This is a genomic window from Actinomycetospora corticicola, assembly GCF_013409505.1.
In the GTDB taxonomy this organism is placed as follows: domain Bacteria; phylum Actinomycetota; class Actinomycetes; order Mycobacteriales; family Pseudonocardiaceae; genus Actinomycetospora; species Actinomycetospora corticicola.
In genome coordinates, this window is the sequence record NZ_JACCBN010000001.1 from 5,236,555 (window position 1) to 5,258,272 (window position 21,718).

The following is a 21,718-nucleotide window of genomic DNA, read 5'->3' on the forward strand; positions in this document are numbered from 1 at the left end:
GCATGCGCTATCTGGAGCTGCCGACCGCCAAGCGCTGGTCGGCCATCGGGCTCGGTACCTGGCAGTTCGGGTCGAGCGAGTGGGGCTACGGCGGCGACTACACGTCGGGCCCCGACTCGGAGGCCGCACGGATCGTCAGGCGGGCCCTGGAGCTGGGCATCACCGTCTTCGACACCGCCGAGGTGTACGGCTTCGGGCGCAGCGAGCGCATCCTGGGCGACGCCCTCGACCGCGCGGACGCCGACCCGGCGACCACCGTCGTCGCGTCCAAGGTCTTCCCGGTCCTGCCGATCGGGCCGGTCGTCGAGCAGCGCGGGGTGGCGAGCTCCGGGCGGGTCCGCCGCCCGCTCGACCTCTACCAGGTCCACCAGCCCAACCCGGTGATCGGCGACCGCCGCACCATGCCCGGCATGCGCACGCTGCAGGCCGCGGGCGTGGTCGACGAGGTCGGGGTGTCGAACTACTCGCTGGACCGCTGGCAGGACGCCGAGGCCGCGCTCGGGTCGCGGGTGATCTCCAACCAGGTCCAGTACAGCCTCGTGTCGCGCGACCCGGAGCGGGAGCTGCTGCCCTACGCCGCCGAGGCCGGGCGGGCGGTCATCGCCTACAGCCCGCTCGCGCAGGGACTGCTCTCCGGCAAGTTCGACGCCGACCACCGTCCGGCCAACCGCGTGCGGCAGATCAACACGCTGTTCCTGCCCGAGTCGCTGCGTCGCGCCCAGCCGCTGATCGACGTGCTCCGCGAGGTCGCCGCCGCCCACGACGCGACGCCCTCGCAGATCGCGCTCGCCTGGACGATCCACCGCCCGGAGGTCGTCGCGATCCCGGGTGCGTCCAGCGTCGAGCAGCTGGAGAGCAACTGCGCGGCGGCCGAGATCGTCCTCGCGGGGGACGAGTGGACCGCACTGAACGAGGCGTCCGACCGCTTCGAGCCGGTCCGCGGGGTGTCGGCCGCGCTCGGCGTGGCGCGGGGGCTCGCCGGGGTCTGACGGGCTACGGCCCGACGGCCACCAGCATCGTCCGGTTCCGGGCCCCGGTCTTGCGCAGCAGCGAGCCCACGTGCTTCTCGACGGTCTTCGCCGAGATGCGCAGGGCCGTCGCGATCTGGCGGTCGGTCATCCCGCGGGCGACGAGGTCGCAGACCTCCCGCTCCCGGGCGGTGATGCCCCGGCTCCGCGGCGCGGCGGCGAGCCGACCGAGCTGGTCGGGGCGGAACGTCGACTCGCCCCGGCCCGCGGCCGTGACCACCTCGACGAGCCGCTCGCCGTCGTCCGGGTCGACGCAGCCGCGGGCGCCCGCGGTCACCGCGGTGCGCAGCGCGTGGTCGGCGCAGGCCTCGGCGAGGAGCACGACGGCGGGGGCCCTCGGCAGGGCGGCGAGCGCGTCGAGCGCGGCGGTGAGGTCGGCGGGCAGCAGGTCGGGCTCGACGACGAGGACGTCCGGGCCGAGCAGGCGGCAGGCCGCGGTGAGGTCGTGGGCGGCCCCGAGGTCGACCTCGGACACCATCCCGAGGTCGGGCGCCCCCAGCTGGAGCTGACGCACCACCCCGGCCCGGACCACCGGTCGGCGCGCCGCGACCAGCACCGACGGCCGCGCCCGCCCGGACGCGACGGGCTCCGGGCCGCAGGGGACGGTCAGGCGGAGCAGTGTGCCCCCGCCCGTCCCGGTGCCGATCTCCAGCTCGCCGTCGAGCCGCCGGGCCCGCGCGCTCATCGCGACCAGCCCGCGCTGGGCACCGGACGCGGCCTCGTGCAGGCCTCCGTGGCCGGTCGCGTCGAAGCCCGAACCGTCGTCCTCGACCAGCACCGTCACCGTGCCCGGACCGTGCAGGACGCCCACCTGCACCCGTCCCGCACCGGCGTGGGCCACGACGTTGACCAGGGCCTCCTGCACGACCCGGAGGATCTCCTCGGCCCGCGCGTCGTCGAGCGTCCCGTTCCCGACCGTGACCAGGTCGGTCCGCAGACCCCCTGCCCGCTCCACCCAGGCCAGCTCCTGGCGGACGGCCTCGAGCAGGGTCCGGCCCCCGAGCGGTCCGTGGTCGACCAGGGCGAGCGCGGCGTAGTCGGCGAACAGCTCGGCGAGCCCGCGGTCGGTGGGGGAGAGCGCCACGTCGGCGTCGCCGGCCACGGCGCACACCCCGATCACCCGGGGACCGCGCCGGACCGGCACCGCGAGCACCGTCGCGTCCGGCACCGTCACGACGACGGGGGCCTGCTCGCGCACCACGGCGGCGACGAGGTCCTCCGGCGGGGCGCCGGCCCCCTCGCCCACGTCGACGGCCCAGGTCCCCGCGGCCTCGTCGACCCGCACCACCCAGGCCGAGCGGGCGCCGGTCAGGGTGCGCAGCTGCGTGACCACCCGGCCGAGCAGCGAGCCCGACCCGCCGTCGGGAACGGGGGCGCCGCCGGGCGATCCCGACGTCGGGCCGGGTGCCTCGAGCCGTCGTGCCGGCGCCGTCACCGTCATGCGTCCTCCTCGACCCCGCCCCCGCGAGAAGATGCATACAAGATGCATCAATGCGGGCGAGAGTAGGGTCACACGGGCTCGCGGGCAAGGTGCCCGGCGGAGCGGGGCGAACGGGAGCCGGAGACGGTGGACGGGACGCGTGTGGTGGTCTCCGCCAAGGAGCGCGCCTATCGGCACACGAAGGCGGCGATCCTCGACGGCCGCCTCCCCGGGGGCGACCTGATCAGCGAGGGTCAGGTGGCCGAGGTGCTCGCGATGAGCCGCACGCCCGTGCGCGAGGCGTTCCTGCGCCTCGAGGCGGAGGGCCTGCTGCGTCTGTTCCCCAAGCGCGGGGCGCTCGTCGTCCCGGTCTCCCCGGCCGAGGTCGAGGCCGTGCTCGAGGCCCGCGAGCTGGTCGAGGGGCACGCGGTGACGAAGCTGTGCGCGACGACCGAGCCCGAGCGAGCGGCCGTCGTGGCGCGGTTGCGCGAGGTGCTCGCCGAGCAGCGGGCGGCGTTCGCGGCGGGGGACGAGCAGGCGTTCGCCGAGGGCGACCGCCGCTTCCACACCGTGCTCGTGGAGAGCGCCGGCAACCCGATCCTCTCCGAGCTCTACACCTCGCTGCGCGACCGTCAGCTGCGGATGAACCTCGGCTCCCTGCTCGGCCACGGACCCGCCCGCGCCGAGGAGATCCTCGGCCAGCACGAGGCGATCCTCGCCGCGCTCGGCCCCGACCGGTCCGTCGAGGCCCACGGCCGCCTCTCCGAGCACCTCGAGGCCACCCGCACGGCCGTGCTCGGTCGCTGACCCGACCCGCCGGCGGGAACCGGTCCGACCGGACCACCGCGGGACCGGCGTCCGGGCTACGGGAGATCCCCCAGGGACCGGGGGTGGGGACTCTCCCCGTGGCTCGGTGACCCTGCGCACTCCTAGCGTCGTGCCGTCGGGCACACCCGCCCACCCCGCCACGTGATCGGCCGAGCCTCCGTGGCGCTCCGTGCACCCCCGTGGAGGTACCCCATGCCGGGCCTGACCCTGGCCGACGCCCGTGCCGCGCTCGACGCCGGTCTCGCCGAGGCCGACGCGATCGGCCAGCCGATGAACGTGGCCGTGGTCGACGACGGCGGGCACCTGCTCGCGTTCGCCCGTCAGGACGGGGCGATCCGCGCCAGCATCGACATCGCGCAGCGCAAGGCGCGCACCTCGATCCTCATGGAGGCGCCCACCGCCGCGCTCATGCCGCTCGTCCAGCCCGGCGCCGAGCTCTACGGGCTCGAGCAGACCGCCGGCGGGATGGTCATCTTCGGCGGCGGGGTCCCGGTGTACCGCGACGGCGTGCTCGTCGGCGCCGTCGGGGTGAGCGCCGGGTCGGTCGACCAGGACGTGCAGGTCGCCGAGGCGGCGGTCAAGGCGGTGCCGGCATGACCCCCGCAGCCTCCCCGGGTCGAGCTCCGCTGCGCTCCGTCTCCCCCCTGCGCCGCGAGCTCGTCGGCGAGTTCGCCGGCACCTTCATCCTGATCATCTTCGGCACCGCGTCGGTGGCGCAGATGGTGGTCTCGTCGGGCGGCGCCGGGGACTGGGCGACGCTGACGTGGGGCTGGGTCGCCGGCCTGATCATGGGCATCTACGTCGCCGGCCGGCTCGGGGCGGGCCACCTGAACCCGGCCGTCTCGGTCGCGATGGCGGTCTACCGGAAGTTCCCCTGGCGCCACGTCCTGCCCTACACCGCCGCGCAGACCCTCGGCGCGTTCCTCGCCGCCCTCGTCACCCGCGGCGTGTACGGCTCGGGCATCGCGAAGGTCGACCCGGGCCACACCTCGGCGTCGCAGACGATCTTCTCGACGCTGCCGAACCACGGCGTGACGACGGCCTTCTTCGACCAGGTCGTCGGCACCGCGCTGCTGGTGTTCGTGCTGTTCGCCCTGCTCGCGACCCTGCAGGGCGCCGCCGGGCAGCTGCTGCCGTTCATGGTCGGCCTGCTGCTGCTCGGGATCGGGTTCGCCTGGGGCACCAACGCGGGCTACGCCATCAACCCGGCCCGCGACTTCGGTCCGCGCCTGGCGTCGTGGGTCACCGGCTACGACACGGCCTGGGTGACGCCGGACGGCACGCCGTACTGGTGGCTCCCGATCGTCGCGCCGGTGATCGGCGCCGTGCTTGGGGGCGGGCTCTACGTCCTGCTCATCGAGCGCCTCGAGGTCCCCGCGACGGCGGACACCCCGGCCCCCGCACCCACCCCGGAGTCGGCCGAGGCCGGCGCCAACGCCGATCCGCGCCACCCCGCCGACGTCGTCGTCCCCGACCGGGACGCCACCCGCAAGGAGGCCACCCGATGACCACCGACACGACCGAACTGACCCCGGCCGACTATCCGCTCTCGATCAACCGGCCCGAGCTGCTGCGCACCCCCACCGGCAAGGCGCTCGCCGACATCACGATGGACGCCGTCGTCTCCGGCGAGGTCACCGCCGAGGACCTGCGGGTCACGCCCGAGACGTTGGTGCTGCAGGGCCGCATCGCCGAGTCGGCGGGGCGCCGTCAGCTGGGCGAGAACTGCCGTCGCGCGGCGGAGATGACCGCCATCCCCGACGCCGAGGTGCTCGCGATGTACAACGCGCTGCGCCCCAACGCCTCCAGCGCCGCGCAGCTGGAGGAGATCGCCGCGCGCCTGGAGGGCACCTACTCCGCGACCACCTGTGCCGCGCTCGTCCGCGAGGCCGCCGAGGTCTACGCGGCCCGCAACCTGCTCGCCGAGGAGTCCTGATGACCGCCGTGGAACCGCGCCCGCAGACCTCCGAGGTCCGCGCCTCCAAGCGCACCGAGATCCTCGAGAACCGTCCCGTGAACCTCGACGGCTTCGTCGAGGAGTGGCCCGAGAAGGGCCTCGTCGCGATGGAGTCGGACTTCGACCCGCAGCCGTCGATCCGGGTCGAGGACGGCCGGATCGTCGAGCTCGACGGGCGGACCCGCGATCAGTTCGACTTCATGGACACCTTCATCGCCGACCACGCGATCGACGTCGACACCTGCGAGCAGGCGATGGCGACCGAGTCGGTCGAGATCGCACGGATGCTCGTCGACCCCCGCACCAGCCGGGCCGACGTCGTCGCCCTGGGCCGGGGGCTCACCCCGGCGAAGATCCTCGACGTCGTCAAGCTGATGAACGTCGTCGAGATCATGATGGGGATGCAGAAGGTCCGGTCGCGGCGCACGCCGGCGAACCAGGCGCACTCGACGAGCGCGAAGGACAACCCGATCCAGGTCGCGGCCGACGCGGCGGAGGCCGCCGTCCGCGGGTTCGCCGAGCTGGAGACCACCCTCGGCGTCCTGCGCTACGCCCCGCTCGTGGCGATCGGCCTGCAGGTCGGGGGCCAGGTCGGGCGCGGCGGCGTGCTCACCCAGTGCGCCCTGGAGGAGGCCACCGAGCTCGACCTCGGCATGCGCGGCATCACCGCCTACGCCGAGACGATCTCGATCTACGGCACCGAGTCGGTGTTCGTCGACGGCGACGACACGCCCTGGTCGAAGGCCTTCCTGGCGTCGGCCTACGCCTCGCGCGGCATCAAGATGCGCTTCACCTCCGGCACCGGCTCGGAGGTGCAGATGGGCAACGCCGAGGGCCGCTCGATGCTGTTCCTCGAGATCCGCTGCATCCTCATGGCCAAGGGCGCGGGCGTGCAGGGCCTGCAGAACGGGTCGATCTCCTGCATCGGCGTCCCGGGGGCCGTCCCCGGCGGCATCCGGGCGGTCGCGGCGGAGAACCTCGTCGCGAGCTGGATGGACCTGGAGTGCGCCTCGGGCAACGACCAGTCGTTCTCGCACTCGGCGATGCGCCGCACGAGCCGGCTCGTCCCGCAGCTGTTCTCCGGCACCGACTTCGTGTGCTCCGGCTACTCCGGGGTGCCGAACAAGGACAACATGTTCGCGGGCTCCAACCTCGACACCGAGGACTACGACGACTGGAACACCATCCAGCGCGACATGCAGGTCGACGGCGGGCTGCGCCACGTCCGGGAGGACGTGATCCTCCAGATGCGCAACAAGGCCGCCCGCGCGCTGCAGGCGGTGTTCGCCGAGCTCGACCTCCCGGCGATCACCGACGAGGAGGTGGAGGCGGCCACCTACGCCGACTCCAGTGACGACTACCCCGACCGCGACGTGCTCGCCGACCTCGAGGGCGCCCGCAGCGTCATGGAGCGGGGCGTCACCGGGCTCGACCTGGTCAAGGTGCTCGAGCGCAGCGGCTTCGGCGACGTCGCCGAGAACTACCTGCAGGTGCTGCGCCAGCGCGTGTCCGGCGACCTGCTGCAGACCGCGGCCATCTTCACCGGCGACTTCGTCCCGCTGGCCGCGATCAACGACGCCAACGACTACGCCGGTCCCGGCACCGGTTACCGCCTGAGCGGCGAACGGTGGGAGGAGCTCAAGAAGCTCCGCCACGTCACCTCCGCCGAGAACCCCGAGGAGGAGGTCGTATGACGACCGCGACCGGCATCCGCACGCTGACCCTGCGCGAGATCGGGCCCGCCGAGCGCGGCACCCGGCCCGAGGAGGTCGTCATCGCGCTGTCCCCCGCGTTCGGGGACCCGTTCACCAAGACGATCGTCGACGTCCCGCACGCCGAGGTGATCCGCCAGCTCCTCGCGGGCATCGAGGAGCAGGGCGGGGTCGCCCGGACGATCAAGGTCTACCGGACCGCCGACCTGGCCGCGATCGCGCACTTCGGGGCGAAGCTCTCCGGCTCCGGGATCGCCGTCGGCATCCTCGCCCGGGGCACCACGGTGGTGCACCAGCGCGACCTCGCCCGGCTGTCGAACCTGGAGCTCTTCCCGCAGGCCCCGCTGCTCGACGCCGAGGTCTTCCGCATGATCGGGGCCAACGCCGCGCAGTACGCCCAGAGCCGCTCGCCGCGTCCGGTGCCGACCCGCAACGACCAGATGGCCCGCCCCCGGTGGCAGGCCAAGGCCGCGCTGCTGCACCTCAAGGAGTTCGAGTGCATCGACCACGCGCGGGCGGCGGTGGAGGTCGAGCCCGTCATCACGCGGGTCGACTAGTGGCCGGACCGGCGCTGGTGGTCGGGGTCGACGTCGGCAACTCCACCACCGAGGCCTGTGCCGCGGAGGTGGGTGACGGTGGCGGGCCCGACCGGCTCGCCTCCTCGCTCACCCCGACGACGGGGGTCAAGGGCACCCCGGCCAACGCGGCCGGGGTCGTGACGGCCGTCCGGCGTGCCCTCGAGGCCGCCGGGCGGTCGGCGACGACCGCGGTGGACACGGTGCTGCTCAACGAGGCCACCCCCGTGATCAGCGGGCTGGCCATGGAGACCATCTCCGAGACGATCATCACCGAGTCCACGATGATCGGGCACAACCCCGAGACCCCCGGCGGCGAGGGGCTCGGGGTCGGGACGACGGTGGCGCTGGCCGAGCTCGGCGACGTCACCGACCGGGACGGACCCGTCGTCGTGGTGGTCGGCGCCGGCGCGGACTTCGACGACGTGGCACATGCGCTGAACCGGGCCGTCGAGCAGGGCGTCGACGTCGTCGCGGCGGTGCTGCACGGCGACGACGCGGTGCTCGTGGCGAACCGGCTGGCCCGTCCGGTGCCGGTCGTCGACGAGGTCGCGGCGGTCGACCGGGTGCCGCTCGGGATGCTCGCCGCGGTCGAGGTCGCACCGCCCGGCCGGACGATCCGCACGCTCTCGGACTCCTACGGCCTGGCGTCGACGTTCTCCCTCGACGCCGAGCAGACCCGCCAGGTCTCCCCGGTGGCGCGGGCGCTCGCGGGCACGCGCTCCGCCGTCGTCGTCCGGACCCCGGAGGGCGACGTGACCGACCGGCGCATCCCCGTCGGCACCCTCACCGTCTCCGGGTCGACCCGCTCGATCGACGTCGGCGTCGACGAGGGCGCCGAGGCGATCATGGCGGCGATCGGCCGGGTGGCCCCGCTGCAGGACGTGGCGGGGGAGCCGGGCACGCACGTCGGCGGGATGCTCGCCGCCGTCCGCGACACGATGGTCGACGTGACCGGGCAGCCCGCCGCCGAGATCCGGATCCGGGACGTGCTCGCGGTGGACACGATGGTCCCGGTGACGGTGCAGGGCGGGCTCGCCGGGGAGGTCTCGCGGGAGAACGCGGTGGCCCTCGCGGCGATGGTGCGCACCTCGCGCAGCCGGATGCAGGCGGTGGCCGACGAGGTGGCCGAGGCGTTGGGCTGCGACGTGCGGATCGGCGGGGTGGAGGGCGAGGTCGCGGTCCGCGGCGCGTTGACCACCCCGGGTTCCGCGGTACCCATCGCGATCGTCGACATGGGGGGCGGGTCCACCGACGCGGCCCTGCTCGACCGGGACGGGCAGACGTGGGCGGTCCACGTCGCCGGCGCGGGGGAGCTGGTGACGAAGCTGATCGACTCCGAGCTGGGCCTCGACGACCGCGAGGCGGCGGAGTCGGTCAAGCGGCACCCGCTGGCGAAGGTGGAGAGCTTCTTCCACGTGCGCCACGAGGACGGCTCGGTGCAGTTCTTCGACGAGGCGCTGCCGCCCTACGTGTTCGGCCGCGTGGTGACGGTGACGCCCGAGGGCCTGGTCCCGGTGCCGGTGCGGCGCCCGGTGGAGGCGGTGCGCACGGTGCGCCGGGAGGCCAAGCGGCGGGTCTTCGTGGTCAACGCGCTGCGGGCGCTCACCCAGGTCGCCCCGCAGGGCTCGCTGCGGCTGCTCGGCTCGGTGGTGCTGCTCGGCGGGTCGGCGCTGGACTTCGAGATCCCGGCGATGGTCGCCGACGCGCTCGCCCCGCACGGGGTGGTGTGCGGCATCGGCAACGTGCACGGCACCGAGGGGCCGCGCAACGCGGTGGCCGCGGGGCTCGTCGACGCCCACGTCGCGGCGCTGGTGGCGCCGTGACCGACGCGGCGGAGGGGCCGCCGACGGTGGTGGTCGCGGCACACCCCGACGCACCGCCCGGGGTGCTGCGCGAGGTCCGCGCCGGCGCGGAGGAGCAGGGCGTGCCCACGGGCCTCTTTCCGGACGACGGGGCGTCCCCCGACGCTGCAGCCCGGCGCGGCGCGGTGGAGTCCCGCCTGCAGGTCGGGGTGGGCATCGCGGCGGACGGGACGGTCGTGGTCCGGCACGCGCTGGTGCCGGCCGCGGTCGTCGTGCTGCCCGCCGACGCGTCGGCCGGGGACCGGCGGCAGGCCGGTGCGGACGCGGCGCGGATCGTCGGGGGAGGTGCGCTGCACGCTGGTGAGCAGAAAGGGTCGCTATGACGACACTTTCTGCTCCCGGGCGCGAAGCGCACCCTCGAGCGCCGGCTCCACCAGCGCCCGGAGCGCGTCGCAGCCGGTCTCCACACCGCGGCGCAGCCGGTCGGGGTCGGTCTCCAGCGGGTTGATCGTGTCGGCGCCCTCGGGCGGGCGGACCTCGAGCAGGTGGGGCGGCTCGCTCCCGGCGTCGAGGCTGGCTGCCGCCAGTCGCTCGTCGTCGGCGCGGCGGGTCTCCAGCCGATTGCCGAGCACGTGCACCAGGCCCGGGACCTTCGTCTGCCCGAGCCGGGTCACGAGCGCCTTCTCCAGGCGCGTCGCGTCGATCGCCTCCTGGTCGGCGCGCCGCGTGCGCAGCATGAGCACGTGCGTGGCGCCCTGGTCCAGTGCGGTGTGGAAGGGCAGCGGCTCCGCGACGGCGGCGTCGACCAGGCGGCGGCCGTGGATCTCGATCGGGAACCCGGCGAGCAGCGGGACGTTCGCGGACGCCCGCAGCGCGAGCTTGAGCGAGGCCGGGTCGGAGATCGTGCCGTGCAGGTCGAGCGCCTCGCCGGTGTCGACGTCGGTCGCCACCGGGTGCAGCGGGACCTCGGCGTCGACGATCGCCTGCCAGTCGACCGGGACGATCTCCTCGCCGACGGTCTCGACGAGGTACTCCACGTCGACCACGGGCCGCCCGCGCAGGCCGCGCACCGGCCTGGTCACCCGCTCCATCAGCCCGGGCTCCCACCAGCCCGCGCAGCACTTCTCGGTCTGGCCGCCGACGAGCCAGCTCCCGGCGAGGGCACCGGCGGAAGCGCCGTACACCGCGTCGAAGCAGCGGGCCAGGCCCAGCCGTTCCAGCCCCAGCACCATGCCCGAGGAGTAGGTCGCCCGGCTCCCACCGCCCTCGATCGCGAGCGCGACGCGGTGACCGTCGGTCCGGTCGCCCGGTCCCGTGCCCTCCGCGAGACGGCTGGCGAGGACCTCGAGGACAGCATGACGCCGGGGCACACGCTCATCCTCACGGCTGCACGTCCGTTCGGCGAGACGGACGTTCGACTCCTACGCACGGCGCAGCGACGATCACCGTGCGTCACACCGTCCGCACCGGCGGGCGACGTCCCCCGACCCGACGGGGCGTGCCGACCGACCCTGCGTCGACGAATCGTGCGACACGTTTACCAACGGGGTGGAACCTGCTCCGGCGAGGTGTTCGCGAACGCATTCCCGAGCACTCCCGCGGTGACCGACCACGACGATTCATCAGGGAGTCGAGCACCGATGACGATCACGCCGGACATGGTGAAGGACCTGCGGGGCACCGAGGTCTACGACCGCGAGGACGAGAAGATCGGGAAGGTCGGCGAGGTCTTCGTCGACAATTCCACGGGCGAGCCGAAGTGGGTCACGGTCAACACGGGCCTGTTCGGCACCAAGGAGACCTTCGTTCCGCTCGACGGCGCGAAGCAGGGCCGTGACGGTCTGCACGTGGCACCGGCGAAGCAGACGATCAAGAACGCGCCGCGCTCGGACGACGGCTCCGGCGAGCTCTCCGAGACCGGCGAGCAGGAGCTCTACTCGCACTACGGCCTCACCGCGCCCACCGCCGGCCGCGCCGGCACCGATCGTCGCGACGCCCGCCGTGGCGACGGCGACCGTGCAGGTCACGACCGGTCCGGCGAGAGCATGACGCTCTCCGAGGAGCGGCTGAACGTCGGCAAGGAGACGGTCGAGACCGGTCAGGTCCGCCTGCGCAAGTACGTCGTCACCGAGAACCAGACCGTCGAGGTCCCGGTCAGCCACGAGGAGGTCCGCCTCGAGCGCGAGCCCGTCCGGGACGGTCGCCCCGGGGGGTCGATCGGTGAGGACGAGCAGTCGGTGACGCTGCACGCCGAGCGTGCGGTCGTGGGCAAGGAGGCCCACGCGGTGGAGAACGTGCGTCTCGCCAAGGAGACCGTGACGGAGAACGAGTCGTTCTCCGACGAGGTCCGCAAGGAGCGCCTCGACGTGCAGGACGAGAACGGCGTCATGGCCGACGAGAAGCGTCGTCACTGAGAATGCGGAGGTCGACGATTCCGGTGACGTGACGGGTCTCCGTCACCGGCAGTTCCGCGGGAATGCGTCGGAGGATTCCCGGGGACGTCACCGTCGCGCACGGCGGGAGGCCCGGGCCGCATCGGTCCGGGCCTCTCCGTGTGTTCAGCGGGCGCGGCGCTCCAGCGTCACCCGGTCGATCTCGACGCCGGTGTCGGTGATCGTGCGCAGCGTCATCGTCGTGACCTGCCCGGGGCCCGGCGGCGGGACCACGTCCACCGTCACGTACGCGTAGTCGAGGTAGCGCGCCTGCGACCAGTCCACGGCGTCCGGGACCTTCGCCGACGCGCCGACCGCCTGATAGCTCACCACGTTCACGTCGCCCTGCGGCGCCGGGTTGCCGCGGTAGCGGTCCACCTCGCCGGGCTGCCAGGAGTAGCGGGGCCGGCCTCCGGACCCGACGCAGACGTAGGTGGTGCCGTCGGTCTCGGGCCGCGCCGTCCCGCCGTCGGGGACCTGCGTGGTGGAGCGACCGGCGCGGATCGGGTTCGACCGCTCGTACTGGTGGTTGTGCCCCTGCAGCGCGAGGTCGACCGAGAACTCGTCGAACAGCGGCGCGACCGCCGCCCGCACCCCGGCGTCGGAGGCGTGCGTGGAGGACGTGGCGTACGCGCAGTGGTGGAAGAACGCGACGACGAAGTCGATCCCCGAGCCCGCCGCGCGCCATTGGAGCAGCGTCTGCCGCAGCCAGGCGACCTGGCTACCCCCGGAGTAGCCCGCGTTCGTCGGGATCTCCATCGACAGGTCGTTGGCGTCGACGCTGATCACCCCGACGTTGCCGTAGCGCATCGAGTAGACGCTCGGGCACGCGCTCGGCCCCGTCCTCGGCAGGTCCAGCCGGGCGGCGTGGCCGCCGTAGCCGTGCAGCGCCCCGCGCGCGGTGTTGTCGTCGTAGAGCGCCTCCATGTCGTGGTTGCCGGTGGCGAACATCCACGGCGTGGAGGCGGCGCTGCGCTCGATCAGTCCGAAGTAGGTGGTCCACACCGTCGGGTCGAACGAGTCGAACCCGCTCGGCGACTTCGACGTCCCGGTGCTCTTCACCGGCTCGCCCTCGCCCGACGGGTCGGCGTAGCAGATGTCGCCCGCGAGCAGGTGGAACGCGGGCCGGGTCGCCGCGATGCGGTCGACCATCGAGGTCGACGGCGTCATCGTGCGCCGCGTGTCGTCGGGCTTGTAGTAGGCGTTGGTGAAGCCCGACAGGCCGCTCGGCGGGACCATGTCGACGCCCTGATCGGCGAAGGCGGTGAAGCTCCACGGCGAGGTCGGTTGCCGGGGCGCGGTGTGGAAGGTGGCCGTGTCGGTGGTGGTGCCGTCGGCCAGCCGGAACCGGTAGTCGTAGCCCTGGCCGGGCTGCAGACCGGTCGCGAGCGCGTGGACGAAGTACTGGTCACTGGCGCGGATCGACCCGTCGGCCTGCGGCACCTGCGACACGAGCCGGCGCACCTCGACCGGCAGGGTCGCGCCGAAGGAACCGTTCTGCCCGAGGTCGACCACCACCCGGCCCTGCGGCGGCGCCGTCAGCTCCCCGGCCATCGCCATCGACCGCAGCGGGTCGTCGCCGAAGGACAGGTGCCGGCCCACCACCGACACCGGGGCGGACGCGGCCGAGGCGCACGCGGCGAGCGTCCACGGCGCGGACGCCAGGCCCATCGCGGCGACCACGCCGGAGCCGCGCCTCAGGGCGCTGCGGCGGGAGACGGGGTGGCGGCGCAGGAAGCCCGCGATCCAGTCGTGCTGCTCGGCGACGGTCATGTGCTCGGCGAGGTGCGCGGGGACGCCGACGTCGGGGGCCTCGCCACGGGGGGTACGCGTCACGACGGGCAGCGTCACCCGGTGGTCGATCGTGCGCATCCGAAACCGGTTGAACACGAGGTGAACACGGCCGGTGAAGGGGACGAAACGGTCGGTGTGCCGGCGTGGACGCGAATGCGCCCGCGCGCGTCATGATGGTGCGATGAGCCCCGTCACCCGACTGCTGCGCCGTGGGATCGGTCTGCCCGCCCCTCGCACCCCGCGGGTGCGGGTCTCCCGGGACGTCGCGGTCCCGATGCCCGACGGGGTCGTCCTGCGCCACGACCACCACCGGCCGGCCGGGGTGTCGCGCGGGCCGGTGGTGCTCGTCCGCAGCCCGTACGGCCGGGCGGGCTGGGTGGGGCTCGTGTTCGGCCGGATCGTCGCCGAGCGCGGCTACCAGGTGGTGGTGCAGTCGGTGCGGGGGACGGCCGGCTCCCAGGGGCAGCTGTCCCCGTTCGACGAGGCCGACGACGGGGCGGCGACGGTGCGCTGGCTGGTCGCCCAGCCGTTCTGCGACGGCCGGATCGCCACCCTCGGCCCGAGCTACCTCGGCATCACGCAGTGGGCACTGGCCCCCGAGGCCGGCGACGCCCTCGCGGCGATGGGCACGCTCGTCACGGCCTCGCAGTTCCGCGACCAGACCTACCCCGCCGGCGCGTTCTCGCTGGACAACGCCCTCTCGTGGGCGGCGATGATGACGCACCCGTCGCTGGGCGGCCGGCTCGTCGAGGCCGTGCGCCACCGGGTGCAGGCGGGCTTCGGCACCGTCCCGCTCTCGCAGGCCGACCTCGTCGCCGCCGGCGTCCCGATCGACTTCTTCCAGGACTGGCTCCGGGAGGACGACCCCGACTCGGCCTACTGGGCCAAGCGCTCGTACGCGTCCGGGGTGCGTGAGGTCGGTGCCCGCGGCGTCGCGATCAGCATGACCGGCGGCTGGCAGGACATCTTCCTGCCCTGGCAGCTCGCCGACCACGCCGCCCTGCGCGCCGCGGGCGCGCGCCCGCTGCTGCGGATCGGCCCGTGGGTGCACACGACGCCCGCCGGGACGGCGGCCGGCATCCGCGACGCGCTGCGGACCTTCGACGAGACCTTCGGGCACGCCCTTCCGGACGACGGGCCGCGGGTGCACCTCGAGCTCTCCGGCGGCGGGGGCGAGCGGGTGCTGCCGGACTGGCCGCCGGAGCACACCGTGGAGCAGGCGTTCTACCTGCACACCGACCACGGGCTCGGGACCGAACCGCCGACCTTCCCCACCCCCGACCGCGCGGGCCGGGCACCGCTCCGTGCCGTGACCGACGACGAGCCGGGTCGAGCTCCGCTGCGCTCCGCGTCCCCGTACTGGGCCGGCACCCGGATCACCTACGACCCGAACGACCCCACCCCCGCCGTCGGGGGCCCGATCCTCTCCGGCGCCTCCGGGCCGCGGGACCAGACGGCGCTGGAGGCCCGCGACGACGTCGTCGTGTTCACCGGCCCCGTGCTCGGCTCCGACCTCGTGGCGCTCGGGCCGGTCCGGGCCACCGTGCACGTGCGGGCGGAGGTCGAGCACCTCGACGTGTTCGTCCGGGTCTGCGACGTCGACCCGACGGGTCGCTCGGTCAACGTGACCGACGGGATCCGGCGGCTCCGGCCCGGGACGCCGGCGCCCGACGACGACGGCACGGTCGCCGTGGAGATCGAGCTGTGGCCGGTCGGGCACCGCTTCGCGGCCGGCCACCGGATCCGGGTGCAGGTCTCCGGCGGGGCCCACCCGCGCTTCGCCCGGCACCCGGGGACCGGGGCCCCGCTCGGCGACGGCCGGGTGCTCGTGGCCCGCGAGCGCGAGGTGCTCCACGACGCCGCGCACCCCTCGCACGTGGTGCTGCCCGTCGAACCCTGAGCACGGCGCGCCCGAGCGGCCGGGGCCGACCCGTCCGCCTACCCTGGACGGTGCCGCCGGGCTCGTCCCGGCGGGGCACGGTGGACACCCTCCCCCCGGGTGCCCACGGTGTCGAGCGGGTCGGCCGTCCCCCCGGTCGGCCCGCTCCCACCACCCGATCGGCGGCCGCCGACCTCCGGCGCGCGTGATCGGGTCCTTGCGTTGCGTGGTGCCGGACTGGAACGCTGTCCGCGCTCGACGTCCTCCGGTTCAGCCCGCAGCCGCGATGACCAGGCTCGGACTCCCGCGCCGGAGCGCGGCGTGCCGTGCCTCGGACGCGGTGGCGGGGGTACGTACATGGCGTCCACGACCACGAACCACTCGCGACCGGAGCAGGACTACCGCGCGCTCGCGCCGTTGCTGGCCGAGCACGCCGGGTACGCGGCGGACGATCCGCGACGGGCCGATCTGCGCGCCCGGTTGGTGGTGGCCTACCTGCCCGTCGCCCACAACATCGCGCGGCGGTTCGCGCGCCGCGGGGAGCCGACCGAGGACCTCGAGCAGGTCGCCACGGTGGGGCTGATGCACGCGGTCGACCGGTTCGATCCCGGCCGCGAGCGGGACTTCCTGTCCTACGCGGTGCCGACGATCATGGGTGAGGTGCGCCGGTACTTCCGCGACTCCGCGTGGTCGGTCCGCACCCCGCGCAGCGTGAAGGACCGCTACCTCGCGGTGGGCGGCGCGACGGCGGCCCTGTCGCAGCGCCTCGGCCGCGCGCCCACGGCGGCCGAGATCGCCGAGCACCTGGGGATCTCCCGCGACGAGGTGAGCGAGGCGATCTCCGCCCACGGCTCCTACCACCCGGCGTCGCTCGACGAGACCCTCGGCGAGGGCGACGACTCCTCGCTGGTCAACGTCCTCGGTACCGTCGACCCCGAGTTCGACCGGGTCGAGGTCCGGTCGCTGGTGCACGGGCTGGTGGCGTCCCTGCCCCGGCGCGAGCGCACGATGCTCGCGCTGCGGTTCGTCCACGAGCAGACGCAGGCCGAGATCGCGTCGGTGCTGTGCATCTCCCAGATGCACGTCTCCCGGCTGCTCGCCCGGACCCTCACGCAGCTGCGCGCGCAGGTGGAGGCCCAGCTCCTCGCCGACGACGACGCCGGGCCCCCGCTCGCGAGCTGACACCCGCCTCCGTGGCAGGAGAGCGTCGTTGCCGTCGCCGAGTGGCAGCAACGACGCTGTCCTGCCACTCGGGTGGGTGTCCCGGACGGCGGACGGACGGGAACTTGCATGACGTTCTGGTGACGGCGTGTCCGAATGTTCCGGCGATGTTCACCGCACGGTCCGGTTGCGCCCGGTCCGACGCCGGATGACCGGCTCGCGCGCACGGCCACGGATGAGCACGATCCCGTCCGCCTGACCGCGCGAGATCCGGGAGCCGCCTTGTCCACCACCGCCGCCGCGCCCGCCACCAGCGGCCCCGGCCTGCGTCGCACCGTGGGGTTCAGCGCCCTGCTGTTCATCTCGCTCGGCTCGATCATCGGCTCGGGCTGGCTGCTCGGTGCCCTCACGGCCGCGAAGTCGGCGGGCGGCGCCTCGATCCTGTCGTGGGTGCTGGCCGGCGTGATCCTGGTGCTGCTGGCGCTGGTGCACGCGGAGCTCGGCTCCACGTACCCGGTCGCCGGCGGCACGGCGCGCTACCCGCGGCTGGCGTTCGGGGCGATCGCCGGCTTCACGGCGGGCTGGGTGGGCTGGCTGCAGGCGGTCGCCATCGCGCCGATCGAGGTCGAGGCCGCGCTGTCCTACCTCGACCACATCTTCCACGGGCTCGTCGACGCCGACGGCAACCTCACCGGCCTCGGCCTGGTGCTCGCCGCCGCGCTCATGGTCGTGTTCACCGGGATCAACCTGCTCGGCGTCGCCCTGCTCGCCGAGACCAACCGCATCACCGTGCTCTGGAAGATCGCGATCCCGGTGCTCACCGTGATCGTGCTGATCTCCGTCGCCTTCCACGGCAGCAACTTCACCGCCGGCGGTGGCTTCGCGCCCTACGGCGCCCACGGCGTGTTCGCGGCGCTCCCGCTCGGCGTGGTCTTCGCGCTGCAGGGGTTCGAACAGGCGGTCCAGATGGGCGGGGAGGCCCGCGACCCGCAGCGGGACCTGCCGCGGGCCCTCATCGGGGCGGTCGCGCTCGGCGTCGTGATCTACCTGGCGCTCGAGGTGGCCTTCGTCGGGGCCCTCGACCCGGCCGCGCTCGCGGCGGGCTGGGAGAACCCGATCGGCAAGGGCGACTTCGGCCCGTACGTGACGATCGCGGGGGCGCTCGGCCTGACCTGGCTGTCGATCCTGCTCTACGTCGACGCCTTCGTCTCGCCCGCAGGCACCGGGCTCGTCTACGTCGCGACCTCGGCGCGCCTGTCCTACGCCATGGGGCAGAGCGGGTTCGCGCCGAAGGGACTGGCGAAGATCTCGAAGCGGGGCATCCCGTGGGTCTCCACCGTCGTCGCCTTCGTCGTCGGGCTGATCTCCTTCGCGCCCTTCCCGAGCTGGCAGTCGCTGGTCTCGATCGTCACCTCGGCGACGGTGATCATGTACGGCTTCGCCCCGCTCACCCTCGCCGCGCTCCGGAAGGTCGACCCCGACCGGCCGCGTCCCTACCGCCTGCCCGCCGCCACCGTGATCGGCCCGCTCTCCTTCATCGCCGCCAACGAGATCATCTACTGGTCGGGCTGGACGACGGACTGGAAGCTCGGCGTCATGATCGCCGTGGGCTTCGTGCTCTTCGCGGCGTACCGCGCGTACCGGGCCTCGCAGGAGGGGCTGCGGTTCTTCGCGCCCGACCTCCAGATCCGCTCGCTCGCCTGGATCCTGCCGTGGCTGGGCGGGATGCTCGTCATCTCCGCGCTCGGGCAGTACGACGGCGCGGAGATCATCCCGGAGTGGATCGACCTGCTCGTCGTCGCGGTCTGGTCGCTGGTGATCTTCTACATCGCCGTCGCGATGGCGATGCCGGCCGACCAGGTGGCGCGCGAGGTGGAGGCCGAGGCGGCCGAGGCGGCGGCCGAACCGGCGGAGTTGCACGGGTAGCCCCGGGCGCAGCGGGTACGTCCGACCGGTGGTGAACGGACTGGTCGGTCGGGCCGTCGAGCGGGTGCGGCAGGCGTGGGTGCGGATCGCGTTGGCCGGGGTGACGGCGGTCGTCGCCTACGTCCTGGCGCAGCTGCTCCTGCGCCAGCCCGCGCCGATCTTCGCCCCGATCGCGGCCGTCGTCTGCCTCACCGACGCCCCGGCCGCCCGCGGGCCGCGGGCGCTGCGGCTGCTGCTCGGCGTCGTCAGCGGGGTGGTCGTCGGGGAGCTCGCGAAGGTGGTGATCGGCAGCGGGTGGCTGCAGGTCGGGGCCGCCGTCGTCGTCGGGATGCTGGTGGTCTCGCTCGGCAGCATCAACCCGCTGACGCTGCTGCAGTCGGGGATCGCGGCGCTGCTCGTCGTCGGGATCGGGTCCTCGCAGGCGGGGTGGACGCGCCTCGCGAGCGCCCTGGTCGGCGGGGCGCTCGCGCTGCTCGTCAGCCAGGTGCTCGTCACCCCGAGCCCCACCCGCCAGCTCGGCGACGCGGCCGGCACCGCCCTGCGACGCCTCGCCGACGGCCTGCACGAGGTCGGGTCCGGGCTGCGGTCGGGTTCCTCGGAGGCGTTGCGGGCGGCCGCGGAGGACCTGCGCGGCGGGCACGGCGACGTCGCCGGGTTCCTCGACGCCCGGACGACGTCGGACCGGCTGGCGCGGACCACGCTGCGCGGCCGCCGCGAGCGGGCCGCCCTCGCCGCGATGCAGCGGCGGTACGACGGGTTGGAGTACGTGCACGCCGGGGCGGTGCTGCTCGCGCGGACCGCGGCCGAGGTCGTCGGGCGGGGCGACGACGTCCCGTCGCGGCTGGTGGACGGGGTCGAGGAGCTCGCCGGGGTCGTCGACGCCCTCGCCGACCACCCGCGCGACACCGACCCGGCCGCCGGGTCCCGCTCCGCCCACGAGGTCGCGGAGGGGCTCGCGGGGACGGACCCGGAGTCGTGGGCCGCCGGCGCGGCGCGGCTCGCCACCCAGCTCCACCTGCTCGCCGAGGACGTCGACGCCCTCACCGATCCGCGACGGGCGCACGTGGCCGTGTGACGGGCGGGCACCGTCGATCCTGACGGGGGCGGGACCGACCGGGCAGGATGCGGACCCGTGAGCGAGGAGGCGGCGGCGCCGGAGTTCGAGGACGCGGCGGACGAGCTGTACGGCCTGCACCCCGACCGCTTCGTCCCGCGCCGCGGCGAGCTGGTCAAGGCGGCGAAGGCGGTCAAGGACAAGGAGACCGCGACGGCGATCGGCGCGTTGCGCAAGCCGTCGCTCGGGGCCTGGCTCGCCAACGTCCTGGCCCGCGAGTCCCCCGACGAGGTCGGCGCGCTCGAGGAGCTGGGCGGACAGCTGCGCCACGCCCAGGAGTCGTTGTCGGGGGACGCGCTGCGCACCCTGACCACCCAGCGCCGGGAGCTCGTGGGGGCGCTGGTCGCCCGGGCGCGCAAGCTCGCGCGGGAGGACGGGGAGAAGGTCGGCGACTCCGTGGCCCGCGACCTCGAGCAGACCATCGCCGCGGCGCTGGCCGACCCGGAGGCGGCGCGCGCGTTCGCCGCCGGCCGCCTCACCACCCCGCTCGAGCCGGGCGTCGGGTTCACGGGCGGCTCGAGCGCGCGCGGCTCCGGCGGCACGACCCGCCGGCCCCCGCCGCGCGGGACCGCGCCGAGCCGACCCGCGCCCCGTCGTCGGGACGAGGAGGCCGCTCCGGAGCCCGACGACGGGCCGGACCCGGCGGAGGAGGAACGCGAGCGCGCCCGCGAGGCCGCGGAGCGGGCGGTCGAGCGGGCCCGCGAGGAGCGCGACGACACCGCCCGTGCCGCGGAGCGGGCCCGGCACCGCACCGAGCAGGCCGCGTCCGACCATGACGAGGCGGCCGCCGCGGCCCGGTCGCTGCGGGAGCGCCTGGAGCGCGCCGAGGCCGAGGAGTCCGCCGCCCGGGAGGCCCTCGACGCCGCCCGCGAGGCGTCCGAGGAGGCCGAGGCCGCCGCCGACGAGGCCCGCCGTGCCCTCGACCAGGCCGAGGCGGAGCGGGCGGACCTGGAGTAGCCCCCCACCCCGTGACAGGAAAGCGTCGTTGCCGTCACGGGGTGACGGCAACGACGCTCCGCTGCCAGGAGGGGGAGGGGCGGCTCAGCCCGCCGTCGCGTACGCCTTCAGCGGCGGCTCGGCGAACACCCGCGGGTAGGTGGCGATCTGGAACCCCGCGCCGGCGACGTAGGCCGCGAACCGGGCGGGCCCGGCCACGGGGTCGACGCCGGGCTGGAAGGCCTGCAGGCACACGGCGCGGTCGATCCGGGCGGCCGAGGCGAGCCCGCCGTGGTCGAGCGCGTCGGTGACGAGGGCGTAGGCGACCGGGTCGATCGAGCCCATCGACAGGTGGTCGGCGACGTGGCCCGGGCAGACGTCGAAGGTCGAGATGTTGGCCCGGCCCCCGGCGCCGGTGTTCAGCCGCGAGCTCTCGGCCGGCGGGAGGTTGGGGAACACGACCTCGTCGGTCGGGGTCCACATCGAGGTGTAGTTGATGCCCGCGAAGGTCTCGCCGCCGGCGTTCAGCGCGCCGAGGAACCGGGAGAACGAGGCCTGCTGCCAGATCGACGGGGCGCAGCCGACGGTGCACACCGGGTAGGAGTCCAGGGTGCCGTGGTTGGACGGGTCGATCGCGACGTACTGCCCGACCTTCGTGCGGGTGTCCGGCCAGTACTTCAGGGCCCAGCGCCCGATCATGCCGCCCTGGGAGAAGCCGACGAGCGCGACCTTCTGCCCGCTGCGCGCCTGCACCGCGCGGATGGCGTTGACGACGTACTCGGCCGAGACCTGGATGTCGCTCATCGCGTGGTTCGGCAGCTCGACCGAGCAGTACGGCCGCCCGGCCGCGCGGAACGCCCGGAAGTAGTTCCAGGAGAAGTTCTCCTCGGGCGTGAGCGTCGTGCCCGGGATGAACAGGGCGACCGGCCGCGACGTGTTCGTCGTGCCCGGCCCGCACGCGACGGCGGCGTCCAGGGTCGCCTGCGGCACCGAGAACGCCGGGCCGGAGGCGGCGGAGCCGGTCCAGGTCGGGGCGGCCACGGCCGGGGTGGCGAGTCCGGCCGCGAGGGCGAGCCCGATCGCGCCGGCGGCGAGCGCTCGGGCCCAACGGCCCGTCGTCGGGAACGGACGCATGTGTGTCTCCTGCCACC

Annotated in this window: 19 protein-coding genes; 15 read left to right on the forward strand and 4 right to left on the reverse strand. The window is 74.5% G+C overall.

What is annotated here, in order from left to right:
• The first annotated feature begins 2 nt into the window (after positions 1–2).
• Positions 3–989 carry an aldo/keto reductase gene (locus BJ983_RS25500; RefSeq protein WP_179796375.1) on the forward strand — a complete coding sequence of 329 codons (987 nt, stop codon included), beginning with the start codon at positions 3–5 and terminating at the stop codon, positions 987–989.
• 4 nt (positions 990–993) lie between these two features.
• Here the strand turns inward: BJ983_RS25500 and BJ983_RS25505 are convergent, their stop codons facing one another.
• Complete coding sequence (locus BJ983_RS25505; RefSeq protein ID WP_179796376.1) at positions 994–2,469, reverse strand: LuxR C-terminal-related transcriptional regulator; 1,476 nt, start codon at positions 2,467–2,469, stop codon at positions 994–996.
• 126 nt (positions 2,470–2,595) lie between these two features.
• Between BJ983_RS25505 and BJ983_RS25510 the strand changes: the two genes are divergently transcribed.
• The 8 genes from BJ983_RS25510 to BJ983_RS25545 all read left to right on the forward strand — a co-directional run bounded on the left by BJ983_RS25510 (position 2,596) and on the right by BJ983_RS25545 (position 9,708).
• On the forward strand, positions 2,596–3,255 hold the full coding sequence (locus BJ983_RS25510) for an FCD domain-containing protein (protein WP_179796377.1): 660 nt from the start codon (positions 2,596–2,598) through the stop codon (positions 3,253–3,255).
• 213 nt (positions 3,256–3,468) lie between these two features.
• Complete coding sequence (locus BJ983_RS25515) at positions 3,469–3,873, forward strand: GlcG/HbpS family heme-binding protein (protein ID WP_179796378.1); 405 nt, start codon at positions 3,469–3,471, stop codon at positions 3,871–3,873.
• Positions 3,870–4,784, forward strand: a complete 915-nt coding sequence (locus BJ983_RS25520; RefSeq protein ID WP_179796379.1) for an MIP/aquaporin family protein — start codon at positions 3,870–3,872, stop codon at positions 4,782–4,784. Before BJ983_RS25515 ends, BJ983_RS25520 begins: the two co-directional genes overlap by 4 nt.
• Positions 4,781–5,212, forward strand: a complete 432-nt coding sequence (locus BJ983_RS25525) for a diol dehydratase small subunit (protein WP_179796380.1) — start codon at positions 4,781–4,783, stop codon at positions 5,210–5,212. Before BJ983_RS25520 ends, BJ983_RS25525 begins: the two co-directional genes overlap by 4 nt.
• Positions 5,212–6,927: a propanediol/glycerol family dehydratase large subunit gene (locus BJ983_RS25530; protein WP_179796381.1), complete on the forward strand. Its 1,716-nt coding sequence runs from the start codon at positions 5,212–5,214 to the stop codon at positions 6,925–6,927. The genes BJ983_RS25525 and BJ983_RS25530 overlap by 1 nt, the downstream gene beginning before the upstream one ends.
• Positions 6,924–7,502 (forward strand): propanediol/glycerol family dehydratase medium subunit, encoded by a 579-nt coding sequence (locus BJ983_RS25535; RefSeq protein WP_179796382.1) that lies wholly within the window; start codon positions 6,924–6,926, stop codon positions 7,500–7,502. Before BJ983_RS25530 ends, BJ983_RS25535 begins: the two co-directional genes overlap by 4 nt.
• Complete coding sequence (locus BJ983_RS25540; protein ID WP_179796383.1) at positions 7,502–9,346, forward strand: diol dehydratase reactivase subunit alpha; 1,845 nt, start codon at positions 7,502–7,504, stop codon at positions 9,344–9,346. The genes BJ983_RS25535 and BJ983_RS25540 overlap by 1 nt, the downstream gene beginning before the upstream one ends.
• Positions 9,343–9,708: a glycerol dehydratase reactivase beta/small subunit family protein gene (locus BJ983_RS25545; protein ID WP_179796384.1), complete on the forward strand. Its 366-nt coding sequence runs from the start codon at positions 9,343–9,345 to the stop codon at positions 9,706–9,708. Before BJ983_RS25540 ends, BJ983_RS25545 begins: the two co-directional genes overlap by 4 nt.
• Here the strand turns inward: BJ983_RS25545 and BJ983_RS25550 are convergent.
• Positions 9,703–10,695: a patatin-like phospholipase family protein gene (locus tag BJ983_RS25550; protein WP_179796385.1), complete on the reverse strand. Its 993-nt coding sequence runs from the start codon at positions 10,693–10,695 to the stop codon at positions 9,703–9,705. The two genes, BJ983_RS25545 and BJ983_RS25550, sit on opposite strands and share 6 nt — an antisense overlap.
• Positions 10,696–10,965: 270 nt before the next feature.
• Between BJ983_RS25550 and BJ983_RS25555 the strand changes: the two genes are divergently transcribed.
• Positions 10,966–11,739, forward strand: a complete 774-nt coding sequence (locus tag BJ983_RS25555) for a DUF2382 domain-containing protein (RefSeq protein WP_179796386.1) — start codon at positions 10,966–10,968, stop codon at positions 11,737–11,739.
• Positions 11,740–11,883: 144 nt separating this feature from the next.
• Here BJ983_RS25555 and BJ983_RS32565 read toward each other — a convergent pair whose 3' ends face one another.
• Complete coding sequence (locus BJ983_RS32565) at positions 11,884–13,593, reverse strand: metallophosphoesterase (RefSeq protein WP_218890474.1); 1,710 nt, start codon at positions 13,591–13,593, stop codon at positions 11,884–11,886.
• 139 nt (positions 13,594–13,732) lie between these two features.
• Between BJ983_RS32565 and BJ983_RS25565 the strand changes: the two genes are divergently transcribed.
• The 5 genes from BJ983_RS25565 (at position 13,733) to BJ983_RS25585 (ending at position 20,588) form a co-directional block, all read left to right on the forward strand.
• Positions 13,733–15,451: a CocE/NonD family hydrolase gene (locus tag BJ983_RS25565; RefSeq protein ID WP_179796388.1), complete on the forward strand. Its 1,719-nt coding sequence runs from the start codon at positions 13,733–13,735 to the stop codon at positions 15,449–15,451.
• A 336-nt stretch (positions 15,452–15,787) separates the two neighbouring features.
• Positions 15,788–16,612: a SigB/SigF/SigG family RNA polymerase sigma factor gene (locus BJ983_RS25570; RefSeq protein ID WP_179796389.1), complete on the forward strand. Its 825-nt coding sequence runs from the start codon at positions 15,788–15,790 to the stop codon at positions 16,610–16,612.
• Positions 16,613–16,873: 261 nt separating this feature from the next.
• Positions 16,874–18,517, forward strand: coding sequence for an APC family permease (locus BJ983_RS25575; protein WP_246325648.1), 1,644 nt, complete (start codon positions 16,874–16,876; stop codon positions 18,515–18,517).
• Positions 18,518–18,545: 28 nt separating this feature from the next.
• Positions 18,546–19,592, forward strand: coding sequence for an FUSC family protein (locus BJ983_RS25580; RefSeq protein WP_179796390.1), 1,047 nt, complete (start codon positions 18,546–18,548; stop codon positions 19,590–19,592).
• Between the two features lie 57 nt (positions 19,593–19,649).
• Positions 19,650–20,588: a hypothetical protein gene (locus BJ983_RS25585; RefSeq protein ID WP_179796391.1), complete on the forward strand. Its 939-nt coding sequence runs from the start codon at positions 19,650–19,652 to the stop codon at positions 20,586–20,588.
• Positions 20,589–20,672: 84 nt separating this feature from the next.
• Here BJ983_RS25585 and BJ983_RS25590 read toward each other — a convergent pair whose 3' ends face one another.
• On the reverse strand, positions 20,673–21,701 hold the full coding sequence (locus tag BJ983_RS25590) for an esterase/lipase family protein (RefSeq protein WP_179796392.1): 1,029 nt from the start codon (positions 21,699–21,701) through the stop codon (positions 20,673–20,675).
• Positions 21,702–21,718 lie beyond the last annotated feature (17 nt).

Excerpts from the sequence above, each read along its gene's own strand:
- BJ983_RS25500 (WP_179796375.1), top strand. The coding sequence starts at position 3 with ATGCGCTATCTGGAGCTGCCGACCGCCAAGCGCTGGTCGGCCATCGGG.
- BJ983_RS25505 (WP_179796376.1), bottom strand. The coding sequence starts at position 2,469 with ATGACGGTGACGGCGCCGGCACGACGGCTCGAGGCACCCGGCCCGACG.
- BJ983_RS25515 (WP_179796378.1), top strand. The coding sequence starts at position 3,469 with ATGCCGGGCCTGACCCTGGCCGACGCCCGTGCCGCGCTCGACGCCGGT.
- BJ983_RS25520 (WP_179796379.1), top strand. The coding sequence starts at position 3,870 with ATGACCCCCGCAGCCTCCCCGGGTCGAGCTCCGCTGCGCTCCGTCTCC.
- BJ983_RS25525 (WP_179796380.1), top strand. The coding sequence starts at position 4,781 with ATGACCACCGACACGACCGAACTGACCCCGGCCGACTATCCGCTCTCG.
- BJ983_RS25530 (WP_179796381.1), top strand. The coding sequence starts at position 5,212 with ATGACCGCCGTGGAACCGCGCCCGCAGACCTCCGAGGTCCGCGCCTCC.
- BJ983_RS25535 (WP_179796382.1), top strand. The coding sequence starts at position 6,924 with ATGACGACCGCGACCGGCATCCGCACGCTGACCCTGCGCGAGATCGGG.
- BJ983_RS25555 (WP_179796386.1), top strand. The coding sequence starts at position 10,966 with ATGACGATCACGCCGGACATGGTGAAGGACCTGCGGGGCACCGAGGTC.
- BJ983_RS25565 (WP_179796388.1), top strand. The coding sequence starts at position 13,733 with ATGAGCCCCGTCACCCGACTGCTGCGCCGTGGGATCGGTCTGCCCGCC.
- BJ983_RS25570 (WP_179796389.1), top strand. The coding sequence starts at position 15,788 with ATGGCGTCCACGACCACGAACCACTCGCGACCGGAGCAGGACTACCGC.
- BJ983_RS25590 (WP_179796392.1), bottom strand. The coding sequence starts at position 21,701 with ATGCGTCCGTTCCCGACGACGGGCCGTTGGGCCCGAGCGCTCGCCGCC.